The 21,745-nt window shown below is 73.7% G+C and carries 18 protein-coding genes and 1 tRNA gene; 12 read left to right on the top strand and 7 right to left on the bottom strand.

The features are described from left to right. Positions 1 to 72: 72 nt before the first annotated feature. Positions 73 to 585 (bottom strand): MarR family winged helix-turn-helix transcriptional regulator, encoded by a 513-nt coding sequence (locus BJY28_RS01680; protein ID WP_343036908.1) that lies wholly within the window; start codon positions 583 to 585, stop codon positions 73 to 75. A 119-nt stretch (positions 586 to 704) separates the two neighbouring features. On the opposite strand from BJY28_RS01680, the gene BJY28_RS01675 reads away from it, so the two are divergent. Further along, entirely contained in the window at positions 705 to 1,505 is an 801-nt protein-coding gene (locus BJY28_RS01675) for a methyltransferase domain-containing protein (protein ID WP_179461465.1), read from the top strand. A gap of 58 nt (positions 1,506 to 1,563) precedes the next feature. Here BJY28_RS01675 and BJY28_RS01670 read toward each other — a convergent pair whose 3' ends face one another. After that, on the bottom strand, positions 1,564 to 2,256 hold the full coding sequence (locus BJY28_RS01670) for a TetR/AcrR family transcriptional regulator (RefSeq protein WP_179461464.1): 693 nt from the start codon (positions 2,254 to 2,256) through the stop codon (positions 1,564 to 1,566). 57 nt (positions 2,257 to 2,313) lie between these two features. Here BJY28_RS01670 and BJY28_RS01665 point away from each other — a divergent pair. Further along, positions 2,314 to 2,392: transfer RNA gene (locus BJY28_RS01665), tRNA-Gln, on the top strand. A gap of 73 nt (positions 2,393 to 2,465) precedes the next feature. Here the strand turns inward: BJY28_RS01665 and BJY28_RS01660 are convergent. After that, entirely contained in the window at positions 2,466 to 4,016 is a 1,551-nt protein-coding gene (locus BJY28_RS01660) for an HNH endonuclease signature motif containing protein (RefSeq protein WP_179461463.1), read from the bottom strand. Positions 4,017 to 4,114: 98 nt separating this feature from the next. Between BJY28_RS01660 and BJY28_RS01655 the strand changes: the two genes are divergently transcribed. The 3 genes from BJY28_RS01655 to BJY28_RS01645 all read left to right on the top strand — a co-directional run bounded on the left by BJY28_RS01655 (position 4,115) and on the right by BJY28_RS01645 (position 7,139). Then, positions 4,115 to 4,456, top strand: a complete 342-nt coding sequence (locus BJY28_RS01655) for a hypothetical protein (protein ID WP_179461462.1) — start codon at positions 4,115 to 4,117, stop codon at positions 4,454 to 4,456. A gap of 187 nt (positions 4,457 to 4,643) precedes the next feature. Beyond that, positions 4,644 to 6,158, top strand: a complete 1,515-nt coding sequence (gene glmU / locus BJY28_RS01650; RefSeq protein WP_179461461.1) for a bifunctional UDP-N-acetylglucosamine diphosphorylase/glucosamine-1-phosphate N-acetyltransferase GlmU — start codon at positions 4,644 to 4,646, stop codon at positions 6,156 to 6,158. Next, positions 6,159 to 7,139, top strand: a complete 981-nt coding sequence (locus BJY28_RS01645; protein ID WP_179461460.1) for a ribose-phosphate diphosphokinase — start codon at positions 6,159 to 6,161, stop codon at positions 7,137 to 7,139. Positions 7,140 to 7,216: 77 nt separating this feature from the next. Here the strand turns inward: BJY28_RS01645 and BJY28_RS01640 are convergent, their stop codons facing one another. Continuing rightward, positions 7,217 to 8,113 carry a DUF559 domain-containing protein gene (locus tag BJY28_RS01640; RefSeq protein WP_179461459.1) on the bottom strand — a complete coding sequence of 299 codons (897 nt, stop codon included), beginning with the start codon at positions 8,111 to 8,113 and terminating at the stop codon, positions 7,217 to 7,219. Positions 8,114 to 8,304: 191 nt separating this feature from the next. Beyond that, entirely contained in the window at positions 8,305 to 8,868 is a 564-nt protein-coding gene (locus BJY28_RS01635) for a CGNR zinc finger domain-containing protein (RefSeq protein WP_179461458.1), read from the bottom strand. Between the two features lie 74 nt (positions 8,869 to 8,942). Here BJY28_RS01635 and BJY28_RS16710 point away from each other — a divergent pair, with 74 nt between their 5' ends. The 3 genes from BJY28_RS16710 to pth all read left to right on the top strand — a co-directional run bounded on the left by BJY28_RS16710 (position 8,943) and on the right by pth (position 11,675). Beyond that, the gene (locus tag BJY28_RS16710) at positions 8,943 to 10,106 is read left to right on the top strand and encodes an EamA family transporter (RefSeq protein ID WP_343036907.1); all 1,164 of its coding nucleotides are present in this window, start codon (positions 8,943 to 8,945) and stop codon (positions 10,104 to 10,106) included. A 167-nt stretch (positions 10,107 to 10,273) separates the two neighbouring features. Continuing rightward, on the top strand, positions 10,274 to 10,972 hold the full coding sequence (locus BJY28_RS01625) for a 50S ribosomal protein L25/general stress protein Ctc (RefSeq protein WP_179461457.1): 699 nt from the start codon (positions 10,274 to 10,276) through the stop codon (positions 10,970 to 10,972). Between the two features lie 97 nt (positions 10,973 to 11,069). Then, on the top strand, positions 11,070 to 11,675 hold the full coding sequence (pth, locus tag BJY28_RS01620; RefSeq protein ID WP_343036906.1) for an aminoacyl-tRNA hydrolase: 606 nt from the start codon (positions 11,070 to 11,072) through the stop codon (positions 11,673 to 11,675). Between the two features lie 70 nt (positions 11,676 to 11,745). Here the strand turns inward: pth and BJY28_RS01615 are convergent, their stop codons facing one another. Continuing rightward, a complete protein-coding gene (locus tag BJY28_RS01615; protein ID WP_179461456.1) occupies positions 11,746 to 12,462 on the bottom strand; it encodes a PspA/IM30 family protein in 717 nt (238 codons plus the stop codon). A gap of 94 nt (positions 12,463 to 12,556) precedes the next feature. Further along, positions 12,557 to 14,737: a TPM domain-containing protein gene (locus BJY28_RS01610; protein WP_179461455.1), complete on the bottom strand. Its 2,181-nt coding sequence runs from the start codon at positions 14,735 to 14,737 to the stop codon at positions 12,557 to 12,559. 256 nt (positions 14,738 to 14,993) lie between these two features. On the opposite strand from BJY28_RS01610, the gene mfd reads away from it, so the two are divergent. The 4 genes from mfd (at position 14,994) to eno (ending at position 21,549) form a co-directional block, all read left to right on the top strand. Beyond that, a complete protein-coding gene (gene mfd / locus BJY28_RS01605; protein WP_179461454.1) occupies positions 14,994 to 18,641 on the top strand; it encodes a transcription-repair coupling factor in 3,648 nt (1,215 codons plus the stop codon). A gap of 65 nt (positions 18,642 to 18,706) precedes the next feature. Next, entirely contained in the window at positions 18,707 to 19,297 is a 591-nt protein-coding gene (locus BJY28_RS01600) for a hypothetical protein (RefSeq protein WP_179461453.1), read from the top strand. Beyond that, positions 19,294 to 20,106 (top strand): MazG nucleotide pyrophosphohydrolase domain-containing protein, encoded by an 813-nt coding sequence (locus BJY28_RS01595; RefSeq protein ID WP_179461452.1) that lies wholly within the window; start codon positions 19,294 to 19,296, stop codon positions 20,104 to 20,106. Before BJY28_RS01600 ends, BJY28_RS01595 begins: the two co-directional genes overlap by 4 nt. A gap of 162 nt (positions 20,107 to 20,268) precedes the next feature. Further along, positions 20,269 to 21,549, top strand: a complete 1,281-nt coding sequence (gene eno, locus BJY28_RS01590; RefSeq protein ID WP_179461451.1) for a phosphopyruvate hydratase — start codon at positions 20,269 to 20,271, stop codon at positions 21,547 to 21,549. Positions 21,550 to 21,745: the final 196 nt, after the last annotated feature.

Genomic DNA, 21,745 nt, shown 5'->3' with positions numbered 1-21,745 from the left:
GCTGCGCCACCGACCCGGGCGAAGGGGGAGGGCCAGCCGGACGGTCATGTCCGGGGGCGAAGGGAGCTGGGCTCAGCCCTCGAAGGGCGCCAGCAGGCGCCGCAGGTGCCCCACGAGCTCGGCCTGCTGATCGGCGTCGAGGTCGGCGAGCAGGTCGCGCTCGCGGGCGATGAGGTCGGCCATCGCGGCGTCCACGGTGGCGCGACCGGCCGCGGTCAGACGCACCAGCACCCCGCGCCGATCGGTGGGCGAGGGCTCGCGCTCGACCCAGCCGCGGCGGACAAGCCGGTCCACCCGGTTGGTCATCGTCCCGGAGGTGACCAGGGTCTGCTGGACCAGCTGGCCGGGGGAGAGCACGTAGGGCTCGCCCGCCCGGCGCAGGGCGCTGAGGACGTCGAACTCCCAGCCGTCGAGGTCGTGCCGGGCGAAGGCCCCGGCCCGGTCCAGGTCGAGCCGACGGGCCAGCCGGGAGAGCCGGGAGAAGACCTGCAGCGGCGCCGGGTCGAGGTCCGGCCGCTCACGCCGCCACGCGTCGACGATCTCGTCGACGTCGTCGTGGGTACGCAGCCCCGGCTGGTCGGTCACCCGTCAAGAATACCGTTCCCGAGTATCTCGATATCAAGATGCGGGGGCGGTGCCGCGTCTACGATCGGTGGCCAGGCAGGATCGGGGGGAGACACCGACCGTCGACGTCAGGAGGACACATGTCGCCCAGCTGGGACCCGCAGGCCTACGCGCAGTTCGCGACCGAGCGCTCTCGCCCATTCGTCGACCTGCTGTCCCGGGTCGGGGCCGAGCAGCCGGGCCTGGTGGTGGACCTCGGTGCCGGGAACGGACCGCTGACGCTGTCGCTGGCCGAGCGCTGGCCGCAGGCACGGGTGGTCGGCGTGGACAGCTCGCCGGAGATGCTCGCCGCCGCCCGCGAGCACGACCAGGACGGTCGGGTCGAGTGGGTCGAGGCGGACCTCGCGAGCTGGGACATCGGCTCGCTCGGGGCCGCGCCGGACGTCATCGTCTCCAACGCGACGCTGCAGTGGATCCCGAAGCACCTGCCGCTGGTCGGGGAGTGGGCGGACGCGCTGGCGCCGGGCGGCTGGTTCGCGCTGCAGGTGCCGGGCAACTTCGACGCGCCGACGCACGCGCTGATGCGTGAGGCCGCGACCCGGCACGAGCGTCGCGGCGAGCTGGAGGCGGCGACCAAGCGCTTCGGCGCGGGCGAGCCGGGCACGTACATCCAGATCCTGTCGCAGCACGGGCTGGCCGTGGACGCCTGGGAGACGACGTATCACCACGTGCTCGACCCGGAGGGTGCGTCGGAGAACCCGGTGGTGGACTGGGTGAGCGGCACGGGCCTGCGGTCGGTGCTGGACCTGCTGAGCGACGAGGCGGAGCGCGAGGCCTTCCTCGCTGACTACTCCGAGCGGGTGGCTCAGGCCTATCCGCGGACCCCGGCCGGGGTCATCTTCCCCTTCCGTCGGGTCTTCGCGGTGGGCCGCAAGCCCTGAGCAGACCCGCCGCCCCGCACCGGTGGAGAGTCGCTCACCGTCCACCGAGCGTGCGGGATTAGCCGGCCTGCTCGCCGCCGCCGCGCGCGTCGGTGAGCTCGGGGTCCGGCTGCAAGCCGGTGAGACCGTTCCAGGCGAGGTTGACCAGGTGGGCGGCGACCTCCTCGCGGGGCATGCCGCGCGAGTCGAGCCACCACTGGCCGGTGAGGCTGACCATGCCGACGAGCATCTGCGCATAGAGCGGCGAGGTGCGCGCCGGGAACCCGCGGCGGCCCAGCTCGGCGGAGAGCAGGTGCTCGACCTGGGCGGCGACGTCGCTGAGCAGGCTCGCGTATGTGCCGCCCGCCGGTGTGGTCTCGGTGGCGTCCTCGGTCGGTGCGGCGCTGCCGGGGTGCGGCGAGTCGCGCACGAGGATCCGGAAGCCGTCGGTGGAGTGCTCGATGTAGTCCAGCAGCGCCATCGCGGCCCGCTCGATGAGCTCGCGCGAGGAGCCGTCGGACATCAGCGCGTCGGTGATCGCCGTGGTCAGCGCCTGGATCTCGCGGTCGACGACGACCGCATAGAGCCCCTCCTTGCCGCCGAAGTGCTCGTAGACCACCGGTTTGGAGACGCCGGCGGTGGCGGCGATCTCCTCGACGGAGGTGCCGTCGACCCCCTTCTCGGCGAAGAGGGACCGCCCGACCGCGACCAGCTGCTCGCGTCGCTGCTGACCGGTCATGCGGGCACGTCGGACCTGGCTCACGGGCGCCATCCTCGCACCTGGGCGGTGATCTACCCTGGCTGGCAGCCGTGGCGGCGACCACGGCGTTCCCCGGTTGGTCTGCCGGCAGGGCCCGCCTGACTTTGAATCAGGACAAGCGACGTAGGTTCGACTCCTACCCGGGGAGCCGCGCGCCGAAGACCTCGCCCCACTGATGCTGTCGGCAGCGGGCGCGGGCGTCAGGCGTGCTACCCGCGCGCTCACGTCCTGCGGTGGAAGCGGATGGTCGTGGTCCCGTCGGTGCCCCGCCGCAGCGAGTGCTGCCAGTCTGGCCCGTCGATCATCCGGTGATGTCGGCCGCACAACGGCACCGCGTTGTCCAGGTCGGTCGGCCCGCCGGACTGCCAGGCCCTCAGATGGTGGATCTCGGTCCAGGCGAAGGGGCGGTCGCAGCCCTCGGCCGCGCACTCGGTGTACCTGCTCGCCAGGGCGACCCGCTGAGCGTCGCTGAAGAGCCGGCGCTGCCGCCCGAGGTCGAGCGGCACCGACTCCCCGTCCAGCACCGCTGGGACGATCCCGGCACCGCAGGCCATCCGCCGGACCGTGCCGGCACCGACCGGCTCGGCCATGTCCGTGCCGCCCACCTTCGTCAGCTCGCCCTGCAGGTCCTCGAGCCGCGTCGTCACCAGCAGCGTCGCGGCGACCTTGGCGTGCAGGTGATCCGTGGGGAGCCGGAGCAGCAGGTCGGCCAGCGCGAGGCCCCGGCGGTGCTGCCAGTCGAGGCCGGCGGCCTTCCGGTCGGCCCCGATGCGCTCGCCGCCGAACCCCGTCCCGGCGCCGCGCGCCGCTGCGGGAACCGGCCCGTCCCCGTCGCGCCCGTCATGGCGACGCGGCGCGGTCATCGCGTCGATCACCTTGCGCAGCACCATGCCCGAGGCCCGGGGGACCGTGAAGTGACCGGTCATCGTGCCGTCGTGGTTGTCCTTGATCCAGAGCTCCGCGCGCTCGTGCGCCCGGTCCTCGTCGCGCGAGACAAGCGCATCCTCGTGCGCGTCGGCCACCTGGGGGTCCGGCTCGACCTCGGCCAGGATCCGCCGGCCCGCGCTGCGCAGCCGGCTGGGGGAGAGGCGCGCGGCGAGCGAGAGCAGCCGCTGCTCGCACCGGCGCCGACCCAGCTCACCGACGCGATCAGGCAGGTCGTCCAGGGCGCGCGCGATGACGCGGGCGTGCTCGGTGCTGATGTCTCCCGCGGACAGCGCCGCCCGGGTCGCCTGCATCCGACGACGCCCGGGTGCCTCACCCGCTCGGTCGCCTGCCAAGGATGGCTCAGCACCGCTGGCAGGGCGGTCCTCGGTGCCGCTGCTGGTCTCCGTGCCGCTGCCCGTGCCGCTGCTGGTCCCGGGGCCGCCGGCGTCGCTGCTCTGACCGCCATCGCCGGTGAGGTCCACCAGCGCCTCGCCCGGCGCGTCGAGCGCGGTCGCGAGCATGACGTCCCGCGCTGCCGGTCGCCGGTCCCCGTTGGTGGCGTCGGCCGCCCACGAGCCGGTGTCGGTGTGGCCGGTGCGATCGACCAGCCTCTCCCGCTCAGCACGCGCCAGGACCCGCAGCCGCACGGCATCAACCCGCCGGGCCAGCCGCTCCACCTCGGTGAGCTGCTGACGCATGCTGCCACCGGCGCCCACGCCCTGTCGGCCGTCGGGCTGCTCCCCGTCGGTCGCGGACAGCAGCCGATCGACCGCCGCGTGCGCGTCCGCCAGCGCCGCCTGGAGACGGTCCGCCGTGGACGTCGCGGTGAGCGGGGCTGCTGACATGCACCTATCGTAGTCGAACATGTGTTCGATGACAAGACCTTCATGCGGATCGGTGCGTGCCTCATCTGGACTTCATCCAGGGGTGGTCTCGTAGAGCCATGAGACGAACCACCATCGCCCTGATCGCCGCCCTGCCCCTCGCCCTCGCCGCCTGCGGGAGCGCTGACGACGAGGAGACGAACGACGAGACCAGCGTCACCCAGACGGACGAGGGCTCCGGCGAGGACCAGTCCGACGACGGCGGCGACCAGTCCGACGACTCGGACGGCACGGACGACGACGCCGACGACCAGGGCAACGACGACGGCTCGGACGACGCCGACGACTCGGGCGACGACAGCTCGGACGACTCGGACGACTCGAACGACGACGACTCGTCCGACGACCAGGACGACGACGGCTCGGACGACACCGACGACGACCAGGACGACAACAGCTGACCTGTGGCCGGCCCGTCCGGCCCCCACCGTGCGGCGTCGATCCACCCCCTGTCCCCGACCGACGACCTCACGGCCCGGCCCCCTTCGCCCGTCCCGGCGAAGGGGGCCGCGGCGCGCGGGTACAGTAGCGAGGTCCCGTGCGGGCTGCGGGGCACATCGACGCCCCCGACCCCGTGGGAGACCGCACGTGAGCGACGTCCGCCCGTCTGCCGTCATCATCCTCGCCGCAGGCGAGGGGACCAGGATGAGGTCGAGCACCCCGAAGGTGCTGCACCGGATCGGTGGCCGCTCCCTCCTCGGCCACTCCATGCACGCCGCCGCCGGCAGCGGCGCCGCGCGGACGGTCGTCGTCGTCCGCCACCAGCGAGACCGGGTCGCCGCCCACGTCGAGGAGATGAACGAGCGGCTCGAGCAGCCCGCGGTCATCGCCGACCAGGACGAGGTCAAGGGCACCGGCCGCGCCGTCGAGTGCGGCCTGGCCGCCCTGCCCGACGACCTCACCGGCACGGTCCTCGTGACGATGGGCGACGTGCCGCTGCTCACCACGCAGACCCTGGCCGCGCTCACCGAGCACCACGAGAGCGCTGGCGCCGCGGTGACGATGATCACCTCGGTGCTGCCGGACGCGCTGAACTACGGCCGCGTGGTCCGGGACGCCGACGGCCACGTCGAGCGGGTGGTCGAGTTCAAGGACGCCACCGAGCAGGAGCGGTCGATCCGCGAGATCAACTCGGGGATCTACGCCTTCGACGCCGCCGTGCTGCGCGCCGAGCTCGCCCGGGTGAGCACCGACAACGCCCAGGGCGAGAAGTACCTCACCGACGTCCTCGGGCTGGCCCGCCAGTCCGGCGGCCGGGTGGTCGCGCACGTCCTCGACGACCTGCCGCAGACCGAAGGGGTCAACGACCGGGTCCAGCTCGCCGACCTCGGCCGCATCCTCAACCAGCGCACCTGCGAGGCCCACATGCGCGCCGGGGTGACCATCGTCGACCCGGCCACGACATGGATCGACGCCGACGTCACCATCGGCCAGGACACCACCATCCAGCCCGGCACCCAGCTGCTCGGCGCGACGACGATCGGCGCCGAGGTCACCATCGGCCCCGAGGTCACCCTCACCGACTGCGAGGTCGGCGACCGGGCCAGCATCCGCCGGGCCGAGGCCAATCTCGCGGTGATCGGCGCGGAGGCCACTGTCGGCCCCTACTCCTACCTGCGGCCGGGCACCACGCTCGGGGCGAAGGGGAAGATCGGCGGCTTCGTCGAGACCAAGAACGCCACCATCGGTGACGGCGCCAAGGTGCCGCACCTGACCTACTGCGGCGACGCCGAGATCGGCGACGGTGCCAACATCGGCGCCGGCACCATCGTCGCCAACTACGACGGGGTCGCCAAGGGCCGCACCCGGGTCGGCCGGCACTCCTTCGTCGGCTCGAACTCGGTGCTCGTCGCCCCGGTGGAGATCGCCGACGGGGCCTACGTCGCCGCCGGATCGGCCATCACGGCGGCGGTCGACCCGGGACAGATCGCCATCGCCCGGGGCCGGCAGAAGAACGTCGACGGCTGGGTCGCCCGCCGTCGCGCCGGCACCCCCACCGCCGACGCGGCGCAGGCCGCGAGCGGCGGCTCCGAGACCAGCCAGGGCACGCAGGACCAGAGCGAGCACCAGGACGACCAGCACCGTGACGAGAAGGGCGCGTAAGTGACCGGCATCCTCAAGACCCCGGCGAAGAACCTCATGGTCTTCAGCGGGCGGACCCACCCCGAGCTCGCCCAGGAGGTCGCGGCCGAGCTGGGCACCGACCTCGTCCCGACCTCGGCCTACGACTTCGCCAACGGCGAGATCTACGTGCGTTACGAGGAGTCGGTGCGCGGCTGCGACGCCTTCGTCATCCAGAGCCACGCGGCGCCGATCAACGAGGCCGTGATGGAGCAGCTCATCATGGTCGACGCCCTCAAGCGCGCCTCGGCCAAGCGGATCACCGTCGTCCAGCCCTTCTACGGCTACGCCCGCCAGGACAAGAAGCACAAGGGGCGCGAGCCGATCAGCGCCCGCCTCATGGCCGACCTCTTCAAGACCGCCGGCGCCGACCGGCTGATCGCGGTCGACCTGCACACCGACCAGATCCAGGGGTTCTTCGACGGGCCGGTCGACCACCTCATGGCGATGCCGATCCTCACCCGCTACGTCCGCGAGAAGTACGGCGACCGGCCGCTGTCGGTGGTCTCGCCGGACGCCGGCCGGATCAAGGTCGCCGAGTCCTGGTCGCGCAAGCTCGGCGGCGCCCCGCTGGCCTTCATCCACAAGACCCGGGACATCTCCCGGCCCAACGAGAGCATCGCCAACCGGGTCGTCGGTGAGGTCGAGGGCCGCTGGTGCGTGCTCGTCGACGACATGATCGACACCGGCGGCACCATCGCCAAGGCCGCCGACGCCCTCATGGCCGAAGGCGCCGCCGGCGTGATCATCGCCGCGACGCACCCGATCTTCTCCTCGCCCGCGGTGGAGCGGATGAAGGAGTGCGCCGCCGAGGAGATCATCGTCACCAACACCCTGCCGCTCGGCCCGGAGCACGACTTCGAGGGCCTGACCGTCCTGTCCATCGCGCCGCTCATCTCGGCCGCGATCAAGGAGGTCTTCGAGGACGGCTCCGTGACGAGCCTCTTCGACGGCAAGGCCTGATTGCCCTCCGCCCGTCGACCTGTCAGTGAGCGCATCCGGTCGCCTCGGACCCGTCCGAGGCGACCGGATGCGCTCGCTCACCGGGCCGGGGTGAGAAGCAGCTGAGCCAGCAGGGCCACCAGCTCCTGCAGCCGGCGCCCGTGAAGGTCGTCCGCGGTCACCCGGACGACCCGCCACCCCAGCGCCTCGAGCTGACGCAGCCGGGCGATGTCGTGGCGCCACCGGCGACGATCGGTGCGGTGCTGGTCCCCTTCGTGCTCCACGACCACCCGCGCCTCCCGCCAGACGAGGTCGCACCGGGCCACCCACCCGCCGGTGTCGTCGTGGATGTCCCCGTTGAGCTCGGGCTCGGGCAGCCCGGAGCGCACCAGCGCCAGCCGGGTCCGGGTCTCCATCGGCGAGTCGGACCCGACCCTGACGAGGGCGGCCGCCTCCCGCAGCGCCCGCCCGCCGCGACGCCGCCGGGCGGCCACCTGGTGCAGCCCGACGAGCAGGTCGGGCCGGCGCCGGACGACGACGTCGGCGACCACGACGAGGTCGTCCGTGCGCAGGCCGCACGAGGCCAGGTCGGCCCAGGTGTCCATCAGGTCGGTCACCGGCAGCCCGCGCAGGGTGGTCGTGGTCCGTGACTCGAGCCCTCGGTGCCCGACGACGCCGCGGCGTCGTGTCTGGGCGAGTGCGCTCGGCCGGGTCACGTGCACCGGCTCGTCGCCGGTGGCGCCCGGGAGCGGGAGCCGCCACACGGCGGCTGCGGTCTGGTGCGAGAAGGCGAAGGGCGGTGACAGCCCGAGGGCCAGCGCGGCCAGGACCTCCTCGCCGCAGATGTCCTGGCAGGTGCGCACCCCGTGGGTCACCGACCGGACGTCCGCGCGCCGCAGCCGCTCGGCAGGCACGCCTGCCGCGGTGGCCTCCCGGGTGCGGAAGGCGTGGGCCTGGCGCAGGTCCGGTGGCAGCGGCTCGGGATCGACGGGCATGCCCCGCAGACTGCCCGGATGCGCGCAGCCGGCCGTCGAGTTGTCCCCAGGCCCGGCTGAGTGAGCGCAGATGGTCGCCTCCGCCACCGGCGAGGCGACCATCCGCGCTCGTTCGCGCGGGTGAGGTGGGGTGAGGGAGGGGAAGAGGAGGGGGAGCGGGCGAGGGGAGGGGGTGCCGAAGGGGGTGTGGCTCAGCCGGAGCGGCGCGAGCGGTAGGCGGCAGCCGCCACCCGGTTGCCGCAGCCGTGGTCGCAGTAGCGCTTGCTGCGGTTGCGGGAGAGGTCGACGAGCACCCGGTCGCAGTCGTCGGCGGCGCAGACCCGCAGCCGCGAGCGCTCCCCGGCGCGCAGCACGTCGACCATCGCCATCGCCGCCTCCACCTGCATCCGCCGGGCGATCGGGGCGTCGTCCGGGGTGGCGTGGATGTGCCAGCCGAGGTCGTCATGGGTGACCAGGCGCGGGCGCGCGTCGGCGTCCGCGAGCAGCGCGTTCACCACGTCGGCGAAGGCCGCGTCCGGCACCTCCTGCCACAGCTCGTGCAGGCGGGGGCGCAACGCCCGGACGTCGGCGAGAGCCTGCTGGTCCACCGTCGGGTGCCCGCTCCACTCCCACTCCTGGACGAAGCGGGCCAGGTCGGCGGGCTCGTGCAGGATCTCCGGGCGCTCGTCGGCGGTGTCCGGACCGATCCCGCCCATGGTGTTCACGAGCGCGGCGGCGCCGTGCAGGGCGATCACTGTGTCATGGGCAAAGAGCATCTTGACTCCTGACGGCTCGTATCGGTAGCGTCATCGGCAACAGCGTATATGACTCATGACGAAGGAGGAGAGACGTGACCGTCCAAAGCCACCGCCCGACCAACGACCTCGCCATCGTGACCGCATCGCCGGCCCCGGAGGCGTCCGTCCCGACGCCGACGGCGCCCGCCACGCCGACGCCGACCGCCACGGCCACCAGCCGCCCGGGCGGCACCGCCCTCGGGCTCGGGATCGCGCTGCTCTCCGCGCTCGCCTTCGGCACCTCGGGCACCTTCGCCACCATGCTCATGGACACCGGCTGGAGCGCCGGCGCCGTGGTCACCGTGCGCATCGGCGGTGCCGCCCTGGTGCTGCTCGTGCCGACCGTGATCGCCCTGCGCGGCCGCTGGTCGGTGCTGCGGCGGCACGCCGTGACCGTGCTGGCCTACGGCCTCGTCGCGGTGGCCGGGTGCCAGCTGGCCTACTTCAGCGCCGTCGACCGGCTGTCGGTGGGCGTCGCGCTGCTGCTGGAGTACCTCGCCCCGGTGCTCATCGTCGGCTGGGCCTGGCTGCGCCACCAGCGTCGCCCGGCCCGGCTCACCCTGGCCGGCTGCGCCGCCGCGCTGCTCGGGCTGGCGCTCGTCCTCGACGTCACCTCCGGAGCCCGGATCGACGCGCTCGGCGTGGTCTACGGCCTGCTCGCCGCGCTCGGGCTCGTCGCCTTCTTCACCCTGCCCGCGCAGGACGACTCGGACCTGCCGCCGCAGGTCCTCGCCGGCGGCGGCCTGGTCGTCGGCGCGCTGGCCCTCGCCGGGGCCGGCGCGGTGGGCGTGCTGCCGATGGATGCCGGCACGCGCGACATCGCGGTCGCCGGGGCGAGCCTGCCGTGGTGGGTCGCGGTGGTCGAGCTGGTCCTCGTCGCCGCCGTCCTCGCCTATCTCACCGGAGTCATCGCCGCGCGGATGCTCGGCGCGACCGTGGCCTCCTTCGTCGGGCTGAGCGAGGTCGTCCTCGCCGTGCTGGTCGCCTGGCTGCTCGTCGGGCAGTCGATGGCGCCGGTGCAGCTGCTCGGTGGCCTGGCCATCCTCGTCGGGGTGATCTGCGTCCGGCTGGGCCAGCAGCGCGAGGCTGCGACGGCCGCGATCCCCGGGCCCGATGCTGCCGTCGGGGCCGCCGCCGATGCCACCGCCGAGGTCGCCGCCGGGTCCGCCGCCCCGGCCGGCCCCGAGGGTTTGGCCGACCTCGACCGCGTGGACTAATATCGCGGGGTTGCCTCGGCGAGGGACGCTGCACGGCCGCAGCCTCCGTGATCGACGCGGTGCGCCTCCCGGCGAGCGCGTGACCCGTCCGCGCCGCGTCCCGCGCTGAGGCCACCGCGACCACCGGCCGCCCGGCCCACCGACGTGACAACCCGAGGAGCACACCCATGGCCCAGGACGAGATCCGCATCCCGGCAGAGACCCGCACCGAGTTCGGCAAGGGTGCGGCCCGCCGCATCCGCCGCGCCGACAAGATCCCCGCCGTCATGTACGGCCACGGCGGCGACCCGGTGCACATCACCCTGCCGGGCCACGACGCCATGATGGCGCTGAAGAACCCCAACGCCCTGCTGACCATCGGCCTCGACGGCGAGGACCGCCTGGCCCTGGCCAAGGACGTGCAGCGCGACCCGATCAAGCCCTTCATCGAGCACATCGACCTCGTCATCGTCCGCCGCGGCGAGAAGGCGACCGTCGAGGTCTCGGTGCACCTCGAGGGCGAGGCCGCACCGGAGACGGTCGTCACCGTCGACAACGCCAGCCTCGAGGTCGAGGCCGACGTCACCAACATCCCCGAGTACCTCACCGTCTCGGTCGAGGGCCTCGAGGTCGGCAGCCAGATCCTGGCCGGCGACCTGGAGATGCCCGAGGGCTCCACGCTGGTCTCCGACCCGGAGCTGCTCGTCGTCAACGTCACCCAGCAGATCTCCGCGGAGGAGCTGGAGGCCGAGCTCGCCGAGGCCGAGGCGGAGGCCGGCATCGAGCAGGACGAGTCGGACGAGGAGGCTGCCGAGGCGGCCGCCGAGGGCGACTCCGAGGAGTCCGGCGACGGCGAGGGCGAGTCCGAGGGCTCCTCCGAGGAGTGATCCGGCAGCGGTTCGCGAGGGACCGCGCCCTGCCAGGCACGTACGACGGGCCGACCGCGACCAGCGGTCGGCCCGTCGCCGTCTAGAGTGACCGCCCGTGAGCGAAGCGAGCGCGCCCTGGCTGGTCGTCGGGCTGGGCAACCCCGGACCGCAGTACGCCGGGAACCGGCACAACGTCGGCGCCATGGTGGTCGACGAGCTGGCCGACCGCGCCGGCGGCCGGCTGCGCAGCCACAAGGCGCGGGCCAGCGTGGAGTCCGTCCGGCTCGGCACGGATCCGGGCGGCGGCCCCGGCCCGCGAGGCGTCATCGCGGTGCCGCACTCCTACATGAACCTCTCCGGCGGGCCGACGAAGGCGCTGGCCTCCTTCTACTCGGTGCCGGTCGAGCAGGTCGTCGTCGTGCACGACGAGCTGGACATCCCCTTCGGCGAGCTGCGGCTCAAGCGCGGCGGGGGAGAAGGGGGCCACAACGGGCTGCGCTCGATCAGCGCGAGCCTGGGCACCAAGGACTACCTGCGGGTGCGGGTCGGCGTGGGCCGGCCCCCGGGCCGGATGGACGCGGCCGCCTACGTGCTCAAGGACTTCTCCTCCACCGAGCGCAAGGAGCTGCCGTTCGTCCTCGACGAGGCGGCGGACGCCGTGGAGCTGCTCGTCACCCTCGGGCTCACCGACGCCCAGCAGCGGGTGCACGCACCCCGATGAGCGATGGTCGGTCGGACCGACGTCCGGCCCGACCGACCATCCGCGGCGCGTGGGTGGCCCGCGCCGGCGCTCAGCCCTGGTTCTTCAGGGCCGCCAGGCGCGCCTCGATCTCGGCGTCGTCGCTGTGGTCCTCGAGCTCGGCGAACTGGTCATCGAGCGTCGTGGCGCGCGCCTCGGCCCGGCCCTGGGCCATCGCCTCCTGGCGCTGCACCCGGTCCTCGAAGCGGGAGAGCTCGCTGGTCGGGTCCATGACGTCGAGCGAGCCGAGGGCGTCCTGCACCTTCTCCTGAGCCTCGGCGCTGCGGGCCCGGGCGACGAGCTGGTCGCGGCGCCCCTTGAGGTCGTCGAGCTTGGTGCGCATCTGGGTCAGCCCGTCCTTGAGCTGGTCGACCGTGGCGTTCTGCTGGGCGATCCGCGGCTCCGCCTCGGTGACCTCGCGCTCGTGCTGGATCTGGCGCTGCAGCGCGACCTTGGCGAGGTTCTCGAACTTGTCGGCCCCGGCGGTGTCCCCGGCGCCACGCATCTCCTCGGCCTTCTTCGCCGCGGCGCCCGCCTTGCGGCCCCACTCCTGGGCGGCCTCCTGGTCGCTGCGCAGGTCGGCCTCGGCCATCCGGGTGTTGGCGATGGTCTGGGCCACCGCCTCCTCGGCCTCGGCGATCGAGTTGGTGTAGTCCCGGACGAGCTGGTCGAGCATCTTCTCGGGGTCCTCGGCGCGGTCGAGCAGCGCGTTGATGTTGGCCTTGGCGAGCTGGCTGACGCGGCCGAGGATGGTCTGCTTCTGGGTCATCGGTGCCTCCTGGTCGGTGCGGGTGCTGATCGGTGCTGGTCTGTGCGTGCGTGCGCTGTGCCGGTGGTCTCGGTGCCGGTCTCGTCGGTGCTCCTCAGAAGCGGCCACCCCCGCCGAAGCCGCCTCCGCCGCCGCCGAAGCCGCCGCCCCCGCCGAAACCGCCGCCGCCACCGAAGCCTCCGCCTCCGCCGCCGAAGCCGCCGGACGAGCCGCCCCAGCCGCCGCCGCGACCGCTGAAGCCGCCGCTGAGGATGCCGCCGAGGACGAGCGAGCCGACGTCGATCCCGCCGCGCCGCCCGCCGCCGAAGCCGCCCCCGAACCCTCCTCCGAAGCCGCCGCCGGAGTACCAGTCGTCGTTGCTCGCCTGGACCGCGCCGTCGGCCCGGTCGGCCAGCCGCTCCGCCTGGTCGAGCAGCTCGGCGGCCCGCTCCGGGTCGGACTCGCTCACCGAGCGCGCCTCACGGTGCAGCCGCGACGCCTCGGAGATGTCGGTCCGCGGGCCGGCTCCGACCGCGCCGCGGGCGCTGCTCACCGCCCCTTCGACCGTGCTGACCCGGCTGCCGACGTGGGCGAGCCGGCGCTGCAGCAGGGTGGCCTGCTTCTGCTGGCGCTCCTCGTCCTGCCGGTAGCGGGCCAGGGCCGTGTCCAGGTACTGCTCGGCGCTGTCCAGCCGGGCCAGCGCGCCGAGGACGTCGCCGCCGCGGCGGGCTCGGGTGCCGACCCCGACCGCCTCCCGGGCGCCGGTCACCGCGTCCAGGGTGAGCTGGTCGTTGGCGCCGAGCCGGTCGGCGTCGGAGAGGTCGGCGGAGATCGAGGACAGCGCCTCGTCCAGAGCCTGGCCGGCGTCGGCGAGCACCTGGCGCGCGTCCATCACCGCGTCGAGGTGGGCCGCGGCCTGGCCGACCGCGTCCTCGGCGGCCCGGGCGGCGGCGACGGCCGAGGACCGGTCCCCGGCCGCCACCTGCTGCTCACCGGTGTCGACGAAGGAGCGTGCCGAGGCGACCAGCCGTCGCGCCTGGGGGACCCGGGCCCGCAGGCTGCCCAGGGCGGCGTCGGCGTGGGTGGCGGCCAGCCCGGACAGCTCCTGCTCGGCTACCGGCAATCGCCGCTCCACCTCGCCGGCCCGTCCGCGCAGGTCGCGCAGCACCTCCGGCACCGTCGCCTCGAGGTCGCGCAGCCGGGAGAACTCCTCCTCCTGGGCGTCGAGGTCGGCGTCCGCCTGGGTGGTCAGGTCGAGGATCTGGCGCAGCCGGGCCCGCTCGTCGGTCTCGCCGAGCCGACCCGCCCGCCGGGCGTCGTCGAGCTCGCGCTGCAGCCGGAAGGCCTCGCCCGACTTCTCCCGTGCGGCCTCCAGCGCGCTGGTGAACTGCAGCGTCGCCTGCTCGCCGAACTGGGCCTGGGCGAAGGTCAGCTCCTCGGCGGAGGAGCGGATCGCGTCGTCCAGGGCCACCAGCGCCGAGGAGGCCTGCTGGCGCAGCTGCTCGGTCGGGACGGCCGCCTGGGCCGGCTCCTCCGTGGGAGCCGGCGGTGCGCCGGTCGGGCCGCCACGTCGCGAGCCGTCGGAGTCGGACCCGCGCACCATGCCGAGCACGGCTCGCACGATGCCGAAGCCGATGATCGCGAGGAAGGAGAGGCAGAAGAGCCCGCCGAACCAGCTGGTCCCGGAGCTGTCCCCTCCGGAGGAGTAGTAGTCCGTGCCCGAGCCGACGTCGCCCAGCCCGCCGCCCCCGTCGGCGACTTCGCCGAGGCCCTGCGCGGCAGCCGAGACGGCGCCGTCCCAGTCGTCGTCGCCGAGCGCGGGCTCGACGTAGGAGGTCTGCACCTCCTGCAGCCCGGAGTCGCTCAGCCCGGAGTCGCCGGTCGTCCACATGCCGTAGCGGCGGTCGTCGACGGCGACCGCGAGCAGCACGTCGTTGCCGCCCATCCCGGACTCCTCGAAGGTGGCCTGCGCCCAGGTCTCGCCGTCGTCCCCGTCGAAGGAGCCGACGTAGGCGACCCACAGCTGCAGGTCGTGCTCGTCCTCGAGGGCGGCGAGGTCGTCCTCGAGCGCGTCCGCGTCGCTCAGGGCGTCGGCGTTGTCGGTGAGCTGCTGGGGGAGGTCGAAGGGGGCGTCCGTCGGGAGCATCGCGGTCGACGCCGGGCCAGGAGCCACGGCAGCAGCCGCTGCGGTCGAGGATGCTGACGGCGTCACGGCAGCGCCGACCGGCGCGCCGGAGAAGAGGAGCACCAGCCCGGCGCCCAGGGAGGCGCCCGCCACCCGTCGTGCACGACCCATCCGCCAGCGACCCCCTGTCGCGTCGAGGTGCGCGGGCGCACCGCTCGGTCACGTCGACGACGACCCCACGGCCGCCGCCGGTGACGACCCTGCCACAGTCCGGTGACCGCCCGGGCCGGATGTCCACCCCTTCGCCTGCTGTCCACGTCATCCTGCGCCGTCCCCGCGCCGTGCTGCGCCGTCCCCGCGCCCTGCTGGGCCGTCCCGGTGCTCGTGGTTCGGGTTGTCGGCGGCGTGCGGCAGACTGGACCGAGGTATGAACGCCTCTGCTCTCTCCCCCCTGCTCAGCGCCGTCGAGGCGCTCCCCGGTGTCCGCGACCTGCCCGCGCACGTCGGGCGCACCGACGTGCTCGACCTCGTCGCCCCGACCGGCCTGCGGGCCCCGGTGCTGGCCGCCCTGGCCGGGCGCTCCGCCGGGCCCCGGCTGGTCATCACCTCCACCGCCCGTGAGGCCGACGACCTGGCCGCGGCCCTCGGCTGCCTGCTCGACGAGGACCGGGTGGCCACCTTCCCCTCCTGGGAGACGCTGCCGCACGAGCGGCTCAGCCCGCGCAGCGACACCGTCGGTCGACGGCTGGCGGTGCTGCGGCGGCTGCGCCACCCCGACCCGGACGACGCCCACTACGGCCCGCTGTCGGTCGTCGTCGCCTCGGTTCGGGCCGTGCTGCAGCCGATCGCCACCGGGCTGGCCGATCTCGAGCCGGTGGCGCTGCGGGTCAGGGACGAGCGGCCGCTGACCGAGGTGGTCGAGGCGCTGGCCGCGGCCGCCTACGTGCGCACCGACCTCGTCGAGCGCCGCGGCGAGTTCGCCGTCCGCGGCGGCATCCTCGACGTCTTCCCGCCGACCGAGGAGCACCCGGTCCGGGTCGACCTCTTCGGCGACACCGTGGAGGAGATCCGCTGGTTCAAGGTCGCCGACCAGCGCAGCCTGGGGCCGGCCGAGCACGGCCTGTGGGCCCCGCCCTGCCGGGAGATCCTGCTCACCGACGACGTCCGCGCCCGGGCCGCCGAGCTCGCCGGCCAGCTGCCCGGCGTGGCCGACATGCTCGGCAAGGTCGCCGAGGGGATCGCCGTCGAGGGCATGGAGTCACTCGGCCCGGCCCTGGTCGACGGCATGGAGTCGGTGCTCGACGTCCTGCCCGACGACGCCGGGGTGCTGCTCATGGACCCCGAGCGGGTCCGGGCCCGGGCGCACGACCTCGTGGCCACCAGCGAGGAGTTCCTGCAGGCCTCCTGGGCGAACGCGGCCGCCGGCAACGAGGTCCCGGTGGACCTCGAAGGGGTGCTCGGCACCGCCTCGCACTGGACCCTGGCCGAGGCCCGGGAGCACGCGCTGGACGTCGGGCTGCCGTGGTGGACGCTCACCCCCTTCGCCGTCGACGCCGAGCTCGACGAGATCGCCGCCAGCAGCAGCGCCATGGAGGACGCGGTCGCGCACGACCACGTCACCCTCCGGGTCCCGGCCGAGGAGCCACCCCGCTTCCGCGGCAACACCGACCAGGCGGTCGAGGTGATCCGCGGCTGGTCGACCGCCGGCAGCCGGGTGCTCATCGCCACCGACGGCTCCGGTCTCGCCCAGCGCGTCACCGAGGTGCTCGGCGAGGCCGAGGTCCCGGTACGCCAGCTCGACCCCGCGGCCGGGGCGGACGCGCTCACCCCCGGCGTCGTGGCGGTGACCACCGCGGCCGTGGGCACCGGCTTCGTCGCCGCGCAGGACGGGCTGGCCGTGCTCGCCGAGGCCGACCTGCTCGGCACCAGCGGCAGCGGCGGCTCCACCCGGGATATGCGCCGGATGCCCTCCAAGCGGCGCAAGCAGGTCGACCCGCTGCAGCTGCGCCCGGGCGACTACGTCGTGCACGAGCAGCACGGCGTCGGCTCCTTCGTCGAGATGATCCAGCGCACCGTGCAGGGCGCCACCCGCGAGTACCTCGTCATCGAGTACGCCGCCTCCCGGCGCGGTCACCCCGGCGACCGGCTCTTCGTGCCCACCGACCAGCTCGACCAGGTCTCCCGCTACACCGGCGGGGAGTCGCCGACGGTCAACAAGATGGGCGGCAGCGACTGGCAGAAGACGAAGTCCCGGGCCAAGCGCTTCGTCAAGCAGATCGCCGGCGAGCTGATCCGGCTCTACAGCGCCCGGATGGCCACCCAGGGGCACGCCTTCGCCCCGGACACCCCGTGGCAGCGCGAGCTCGAGGACGCCTTCGCGCACGTCGAGACCCCGGACCAGCTGAGCACCATCGACGAGGTCAAGGCCGACATGGAGAAGCCGGTGCCGATGGACCGGCTGGTCTGCGGCGACGTCGGCTACGGCAAGACCGAGATCGCCGTGCGGGCCGCCTTCAAGGCGATCCAGGACGGCAAGCAGGTGGCCGTGCTCGTGCCGACCACCCTGCTCGTGCAGCAGCACCTGAGCACCTTCTCCGAGCGGTACGCCGGCTTCCCGGTGACGGTCCGCTCGCTGAGCCGCTTCCAGAGCGACCGCGAGGCGCAGGAGGTGCTGGCCGGCCTGGCCGACGGCAGCATCGACCTGGTCATCGGCACCCACCGGCTGCTCGGCACCGAGGTCCGCTTCAAGGACCTCGGGCTGGTCGTCGTCGACGAGGAGCAGCGCTTCGGGGTGGAGCACAAGGAGCAGCTCAAGGCGATGCGCACCGCCGTCGACGTGCTGGCCATGTCGGCGACCCCGATCCCGCGCACCCTGGAGATGGCGGTCACCGGCATCCGGGAGATGTCCACCCTGGCCACCCCGCCGGAGGAGCGGCACCCGGTGCTCACCTTCGTCGGTCCGGCCGAGGACAAGCAGGTGGCCGCGGCCATCCACCGCGAGCTGATGCGCGAGGGGCAGGTCTTCTACGTGCACAACAACGTCTCGACGATCGAGCGGACCGCCGCGAAGATCCGCGAGATGGTGCCCGAGGCCCGGGTGGAGACCGCCCACGGCAAGATGGGCGAGCACCGGCTGGAGCAGGTCGTCCTGGACTTCTGGGAGCGCCGCTTCGACGTGCTGGTGTGCACCACGATCGTCGAGACCGGTCTGGACATCTCCAACGCCAACACGCTCATCCTCGACCGCGCCGACCGCTTCGGGCTCAGCCAGCTGCACCAGCTCCGCGGCCGCGTCGGGCGGGGTCGGGAGCGGGCCTACGCCTACTTCCTCTACCCTCCGGACAAGCCGCTCACCGAGACCGCGCACGACCGGTTGCAGACCATCGCCGCGAACACCGACCTCGGCGCCGGCATGCAGGTGGCGATGAAGGACCTGGAGATCCGCGGCGCCGGCAACCTGCTCGGCGGCGAGCAGTCCGGGCACATCGCCGGGGTCGGCTTCGACCTCTACGTACGGATGGTCGGCGAGGCGGTCGCCGACTTCAAGGGCGAAGGGGGCCAGGCCCCGGCCGAGGTCAAGATCGAGCTGCCGGTGGACGCGCACCTGCCGCACGAGTACATCCCGGGGGAGCGGCTGCGGTTGGAGGCCTACACCAAGCTCGCCCAGGCCGGCGACGAGGACGAGCTCGCCGAGATCGTCGCCGAGCTCGTCGACCGCTACGGCGAGCTGCCCGAGGCGGTGGTCAACCTCGTCGAGGTGGCCCGGCTGCGCATCCTCGTGCGGGCCGCCGGGCTCACCGACGTCGTCGGCCAGGGGCAGCAGGTGCGGCTGGCGCCGGTCTCGCTCAAGGAGAGCCAGCAGCTGCGGCTGCAGCGGCTCTACCCGCGCTCGCTCTACAAGGAGGGCACCAGCACCGTCCTCGTGCCGCGGCCGACCACGGCGAAGGTGGGCGGCACCCCCCTTCGCGACCGTGAGGTGCTCACCTGGGCGGCGGACCTGATCCGGCAGGTGCTGCTGGACCAGGTCGTCCCGGACGCGCCCGACCGGGCCCGGGACACCTCCCGGGTGCGCTGATGCGCGCGGCTACGCTGGGACCGGACGTGACCGGCAGCACGTCACCTGTCGTCGGAAGGAACCCCGTGACCCGCACCTCCCGCCCCCGCGCGCTGGCCGCGCTGGCGCTCGCCGGCGCCCTCACCCTCAGCGCCTGCGGCGCCAGCGACGAGGACGAGGCCGCGGCCGGGGGCTCCGGGGCCACCGCGGTGGTCAGCGGCGACGAGACCTACACCGTCGGCGAGGTGCAGACCGCCACGACCCAGGTGAACACCTTCCTCAGCCAGGGGCAGCAGGCCCAGGAGCTCACGCCCGAGGAGGTCAGCCACTACCTGGCCTACGCGGACGAGTACGCCACCTTCGGCACGGACGTGCTCGCGGAGGTGCCGGCGCTGGCCCAGCAGAACTTCACCGTGCCCAGCGACGGCATCATCGAGCGGGCCTTCGGCGAGATCGAGGTGACGCCCACCCAGGAGTCGGTGCAGGTGCTCAAGGCCTACGTCGTCGGCAGCGTCGTGCAGCAGGCGCAGCTGCCCGAGTCCGCCGAGCTGGAGGCGGAGCTGGCCGCCAAGGACGTCTCCTTCAGCCCGCGCTACGCCGAGCAGGACCCGGCCTGGCTGGAGGTCACCGAGGAGCCGGCCGGCGACCCGGGCCTGACGGAGATGCCCACCCAGTGACCGCGGCGGCCACGCTGACGCTGCTCGTCAGCAGCCCGCGCGTCGCCCCGGGACTGCTCAGCCGCGAGGCCTGGCGCACCCTGGACCGGGTCTCCGCCAGCGGCGCCGTGCTCGCCGGAGACCTCGACGACCCGCTGGCCGGCGCGGTCATGGCCGAAGGGATCGAGGTCACCTTGGTCGGTGACGCCCTGGGCCACCCCGACCGCACCGCGGTGCGGCTGGTCGAGGCCACCGCCGACGGTGACGTCGTCTGGCTGGGCTCCGCCGACGGCGACCCCGGCCTGTCCGACGCGCTCGCCGCCGAGGTCAGCCGCCGTCAGGACCCGCCGCAGGTCGAGGTGCTCGTCGGCTCCTGGGACGTGCCCGGCGGGCGGCTGCTCGACGCGGTCGCCGTGATGGACCGGCTGCGCTCCGAGGGCGGCTGCCCGTGGGACCGGGAGCAGACGCACACCAGCCTGCTGCCCTACCTCGCCGAGGAGGCCGGCGAGGCGGCCGAGGCGATCGCCGCGCTGCAGACCCCAGAGGGGCACGTCGAGGACGTCGCCGAGGAGCTCGGGGATGTCCTCTTCCAGGTGCTCTTCCACGCCCGGGTGGGCGCCGAGGGAGCCACCCCGGTGGCCGGGGAGGACGGCGCGAGCTGGCCCCCCTTCGACATCGACGACGTGGCCGCCACCCTGGTGGCCAAGCTCGTCCGCCGGCACCCGCACGTCTTCGGTGACTCGGACGCCTCGACCCCCGAAGAGGTCCAGGCGCAGTGGCAGGAGATCAAGGCGGCCGAGCGGGCGGCGAAGGCAGCCCGCCGCCGCTGAGCCCGGTCTGTCCCGGTCAGCCCCGGCCGAGGACGTGCCGGGCCCGACCGTGGCCGCGTTTCGCTCGGCGTCCTCGGCTGGCCCCGCGGATACCCTCGGTCATAGGGTCGAGACGAGGCCCACGCCTCCCACGACCCCGCGACCATCGACAGGAGCACGACTGTGGCCACGATCGAAGCCATCGGCGCCCGCGAGATCCTCGACTCCCGAGGCAACCCCACCGTCGAGGTCGAGCTCGCCCTCGACGACGGCACCATCGCCCGGGCGGCCGTCCCCAGCGGCGCCTCCACCGGCCAGTTCGAGGCCGTCGAGCGCCGCGACGGCGACAAGAAGCGCTACCTCGGCAAGGGTGTCGAGGACGCGGTCCGCGCCGTCGAGGACGACCTCATGCCGCAGCTCGTCGGCTTCGAGGCCAGCGACCAGCGGCTGATCGACGGCGAGATGCTGAGCATCGACGGCACCGAGAACAAGGGCAAGGTCGGCGCCAACGCGATCCTCGGCGTCTCCCTGGCCGTCGCCAAGGCCGCCGCCGAGTCCGCCGGGCTGCCCCTCTTCCGCTACGTCGGCGGGCCGAACGCGTACCTGCTGCCGGTGCCGATGATGAACATCCTCAACGGTGGCAGCCACGCCGACTCCAACGTCGACATCCAGGAGTTCATGATCGCGCCGATCGGCGCGCCCAGCTTCCGCGAGGCGGTCCGGTGGGGCGCCGAGGTCTACCACGCGCTGAAGTCGGTGCTCAAGGACAAGGGCCTGTCCACCGGGCTCGGCGACGAGGGCGGCTTCGCGCCGAACCTCGACAGCAACCGGGCCGCCCTCGACCTCATCGTCGACGCCATCAAGAAGGCGGGCTACACCCCCGGGACCGACATCGCGCTGGCCCTCGACGTCGCCGCCAGCGAGTTCTTCGACAAGGGCAAGTACACCTTCGAGGGCAAGAAGAAGACCGCCAAGCAGATGGTCGAGTACTACGCCGAGCTCGTCGACAGCTACCCGCTGGTCTCCATCGAGGACCCGCTCGACGAGGAGGACTGGAAGGGCTGGGTGGAGATCACCGCCGCCCTCGGCGAGAAGGTCCAGCTCGTCGGCGACGACCTCTTCGTCACCAACCCCGAGCGGCTCGGCCGCGGCATCGACGAGGGCGCCGGCAACAGCCTGCTCGTCAAGGTCAACCAGATCGGCTCGCTCACCGAGACGCTCGACGCGGTCGCCCTCGCCCAGCGCAGCGGCTACACCTGCATGATGAGCCACCGCTCGGGCGAGACCGAGGACGTCACCATCGCCGACCTCGCCGTCGCCACGAACTGCGGGCAGATCAAGACCGGCGCCCCGGCCCGCTCCGAGCGCGTCGCCAAGTACAACCAGCTGCTGCGGATCGAGGAGGAGCTCGACGAGGCGGCGGTCTACGCCGGCGCGAGCGCCTTCCCGCGGTTCGGCGCCTGATCCAGCATGGCCGGTACGCCGAGCCGACGCCCCGCCGCCCGCCCGGGCGGGCGGGGCGGCTCGGCGCGCCCGTCCGGGTCGGGGCGCACCCCCGGCGGGGCGCGGTCGTCCGCGCGTCCCGGCACGGGGTCGGCCAACCGTCGACCCGCCGGGTCGGCGCGGAGCGCGACGGCGCCTGGCGCGAAGGGCTCGGGCA

Source organism: Janibacter alkaliphilus (assembly GCF_013408565.1).
Classification (GTDB): Bacteria; Actinomycetota; Actinomycetes; order Actinomycetales; family Dermatophilaceae; genus Janibacter; species Janibacter alkaliphilus.
Note: the sequence above shows the minus strand (reverse complement) of the source record. Positions and strands in the feature narration are given on the sequence as shown.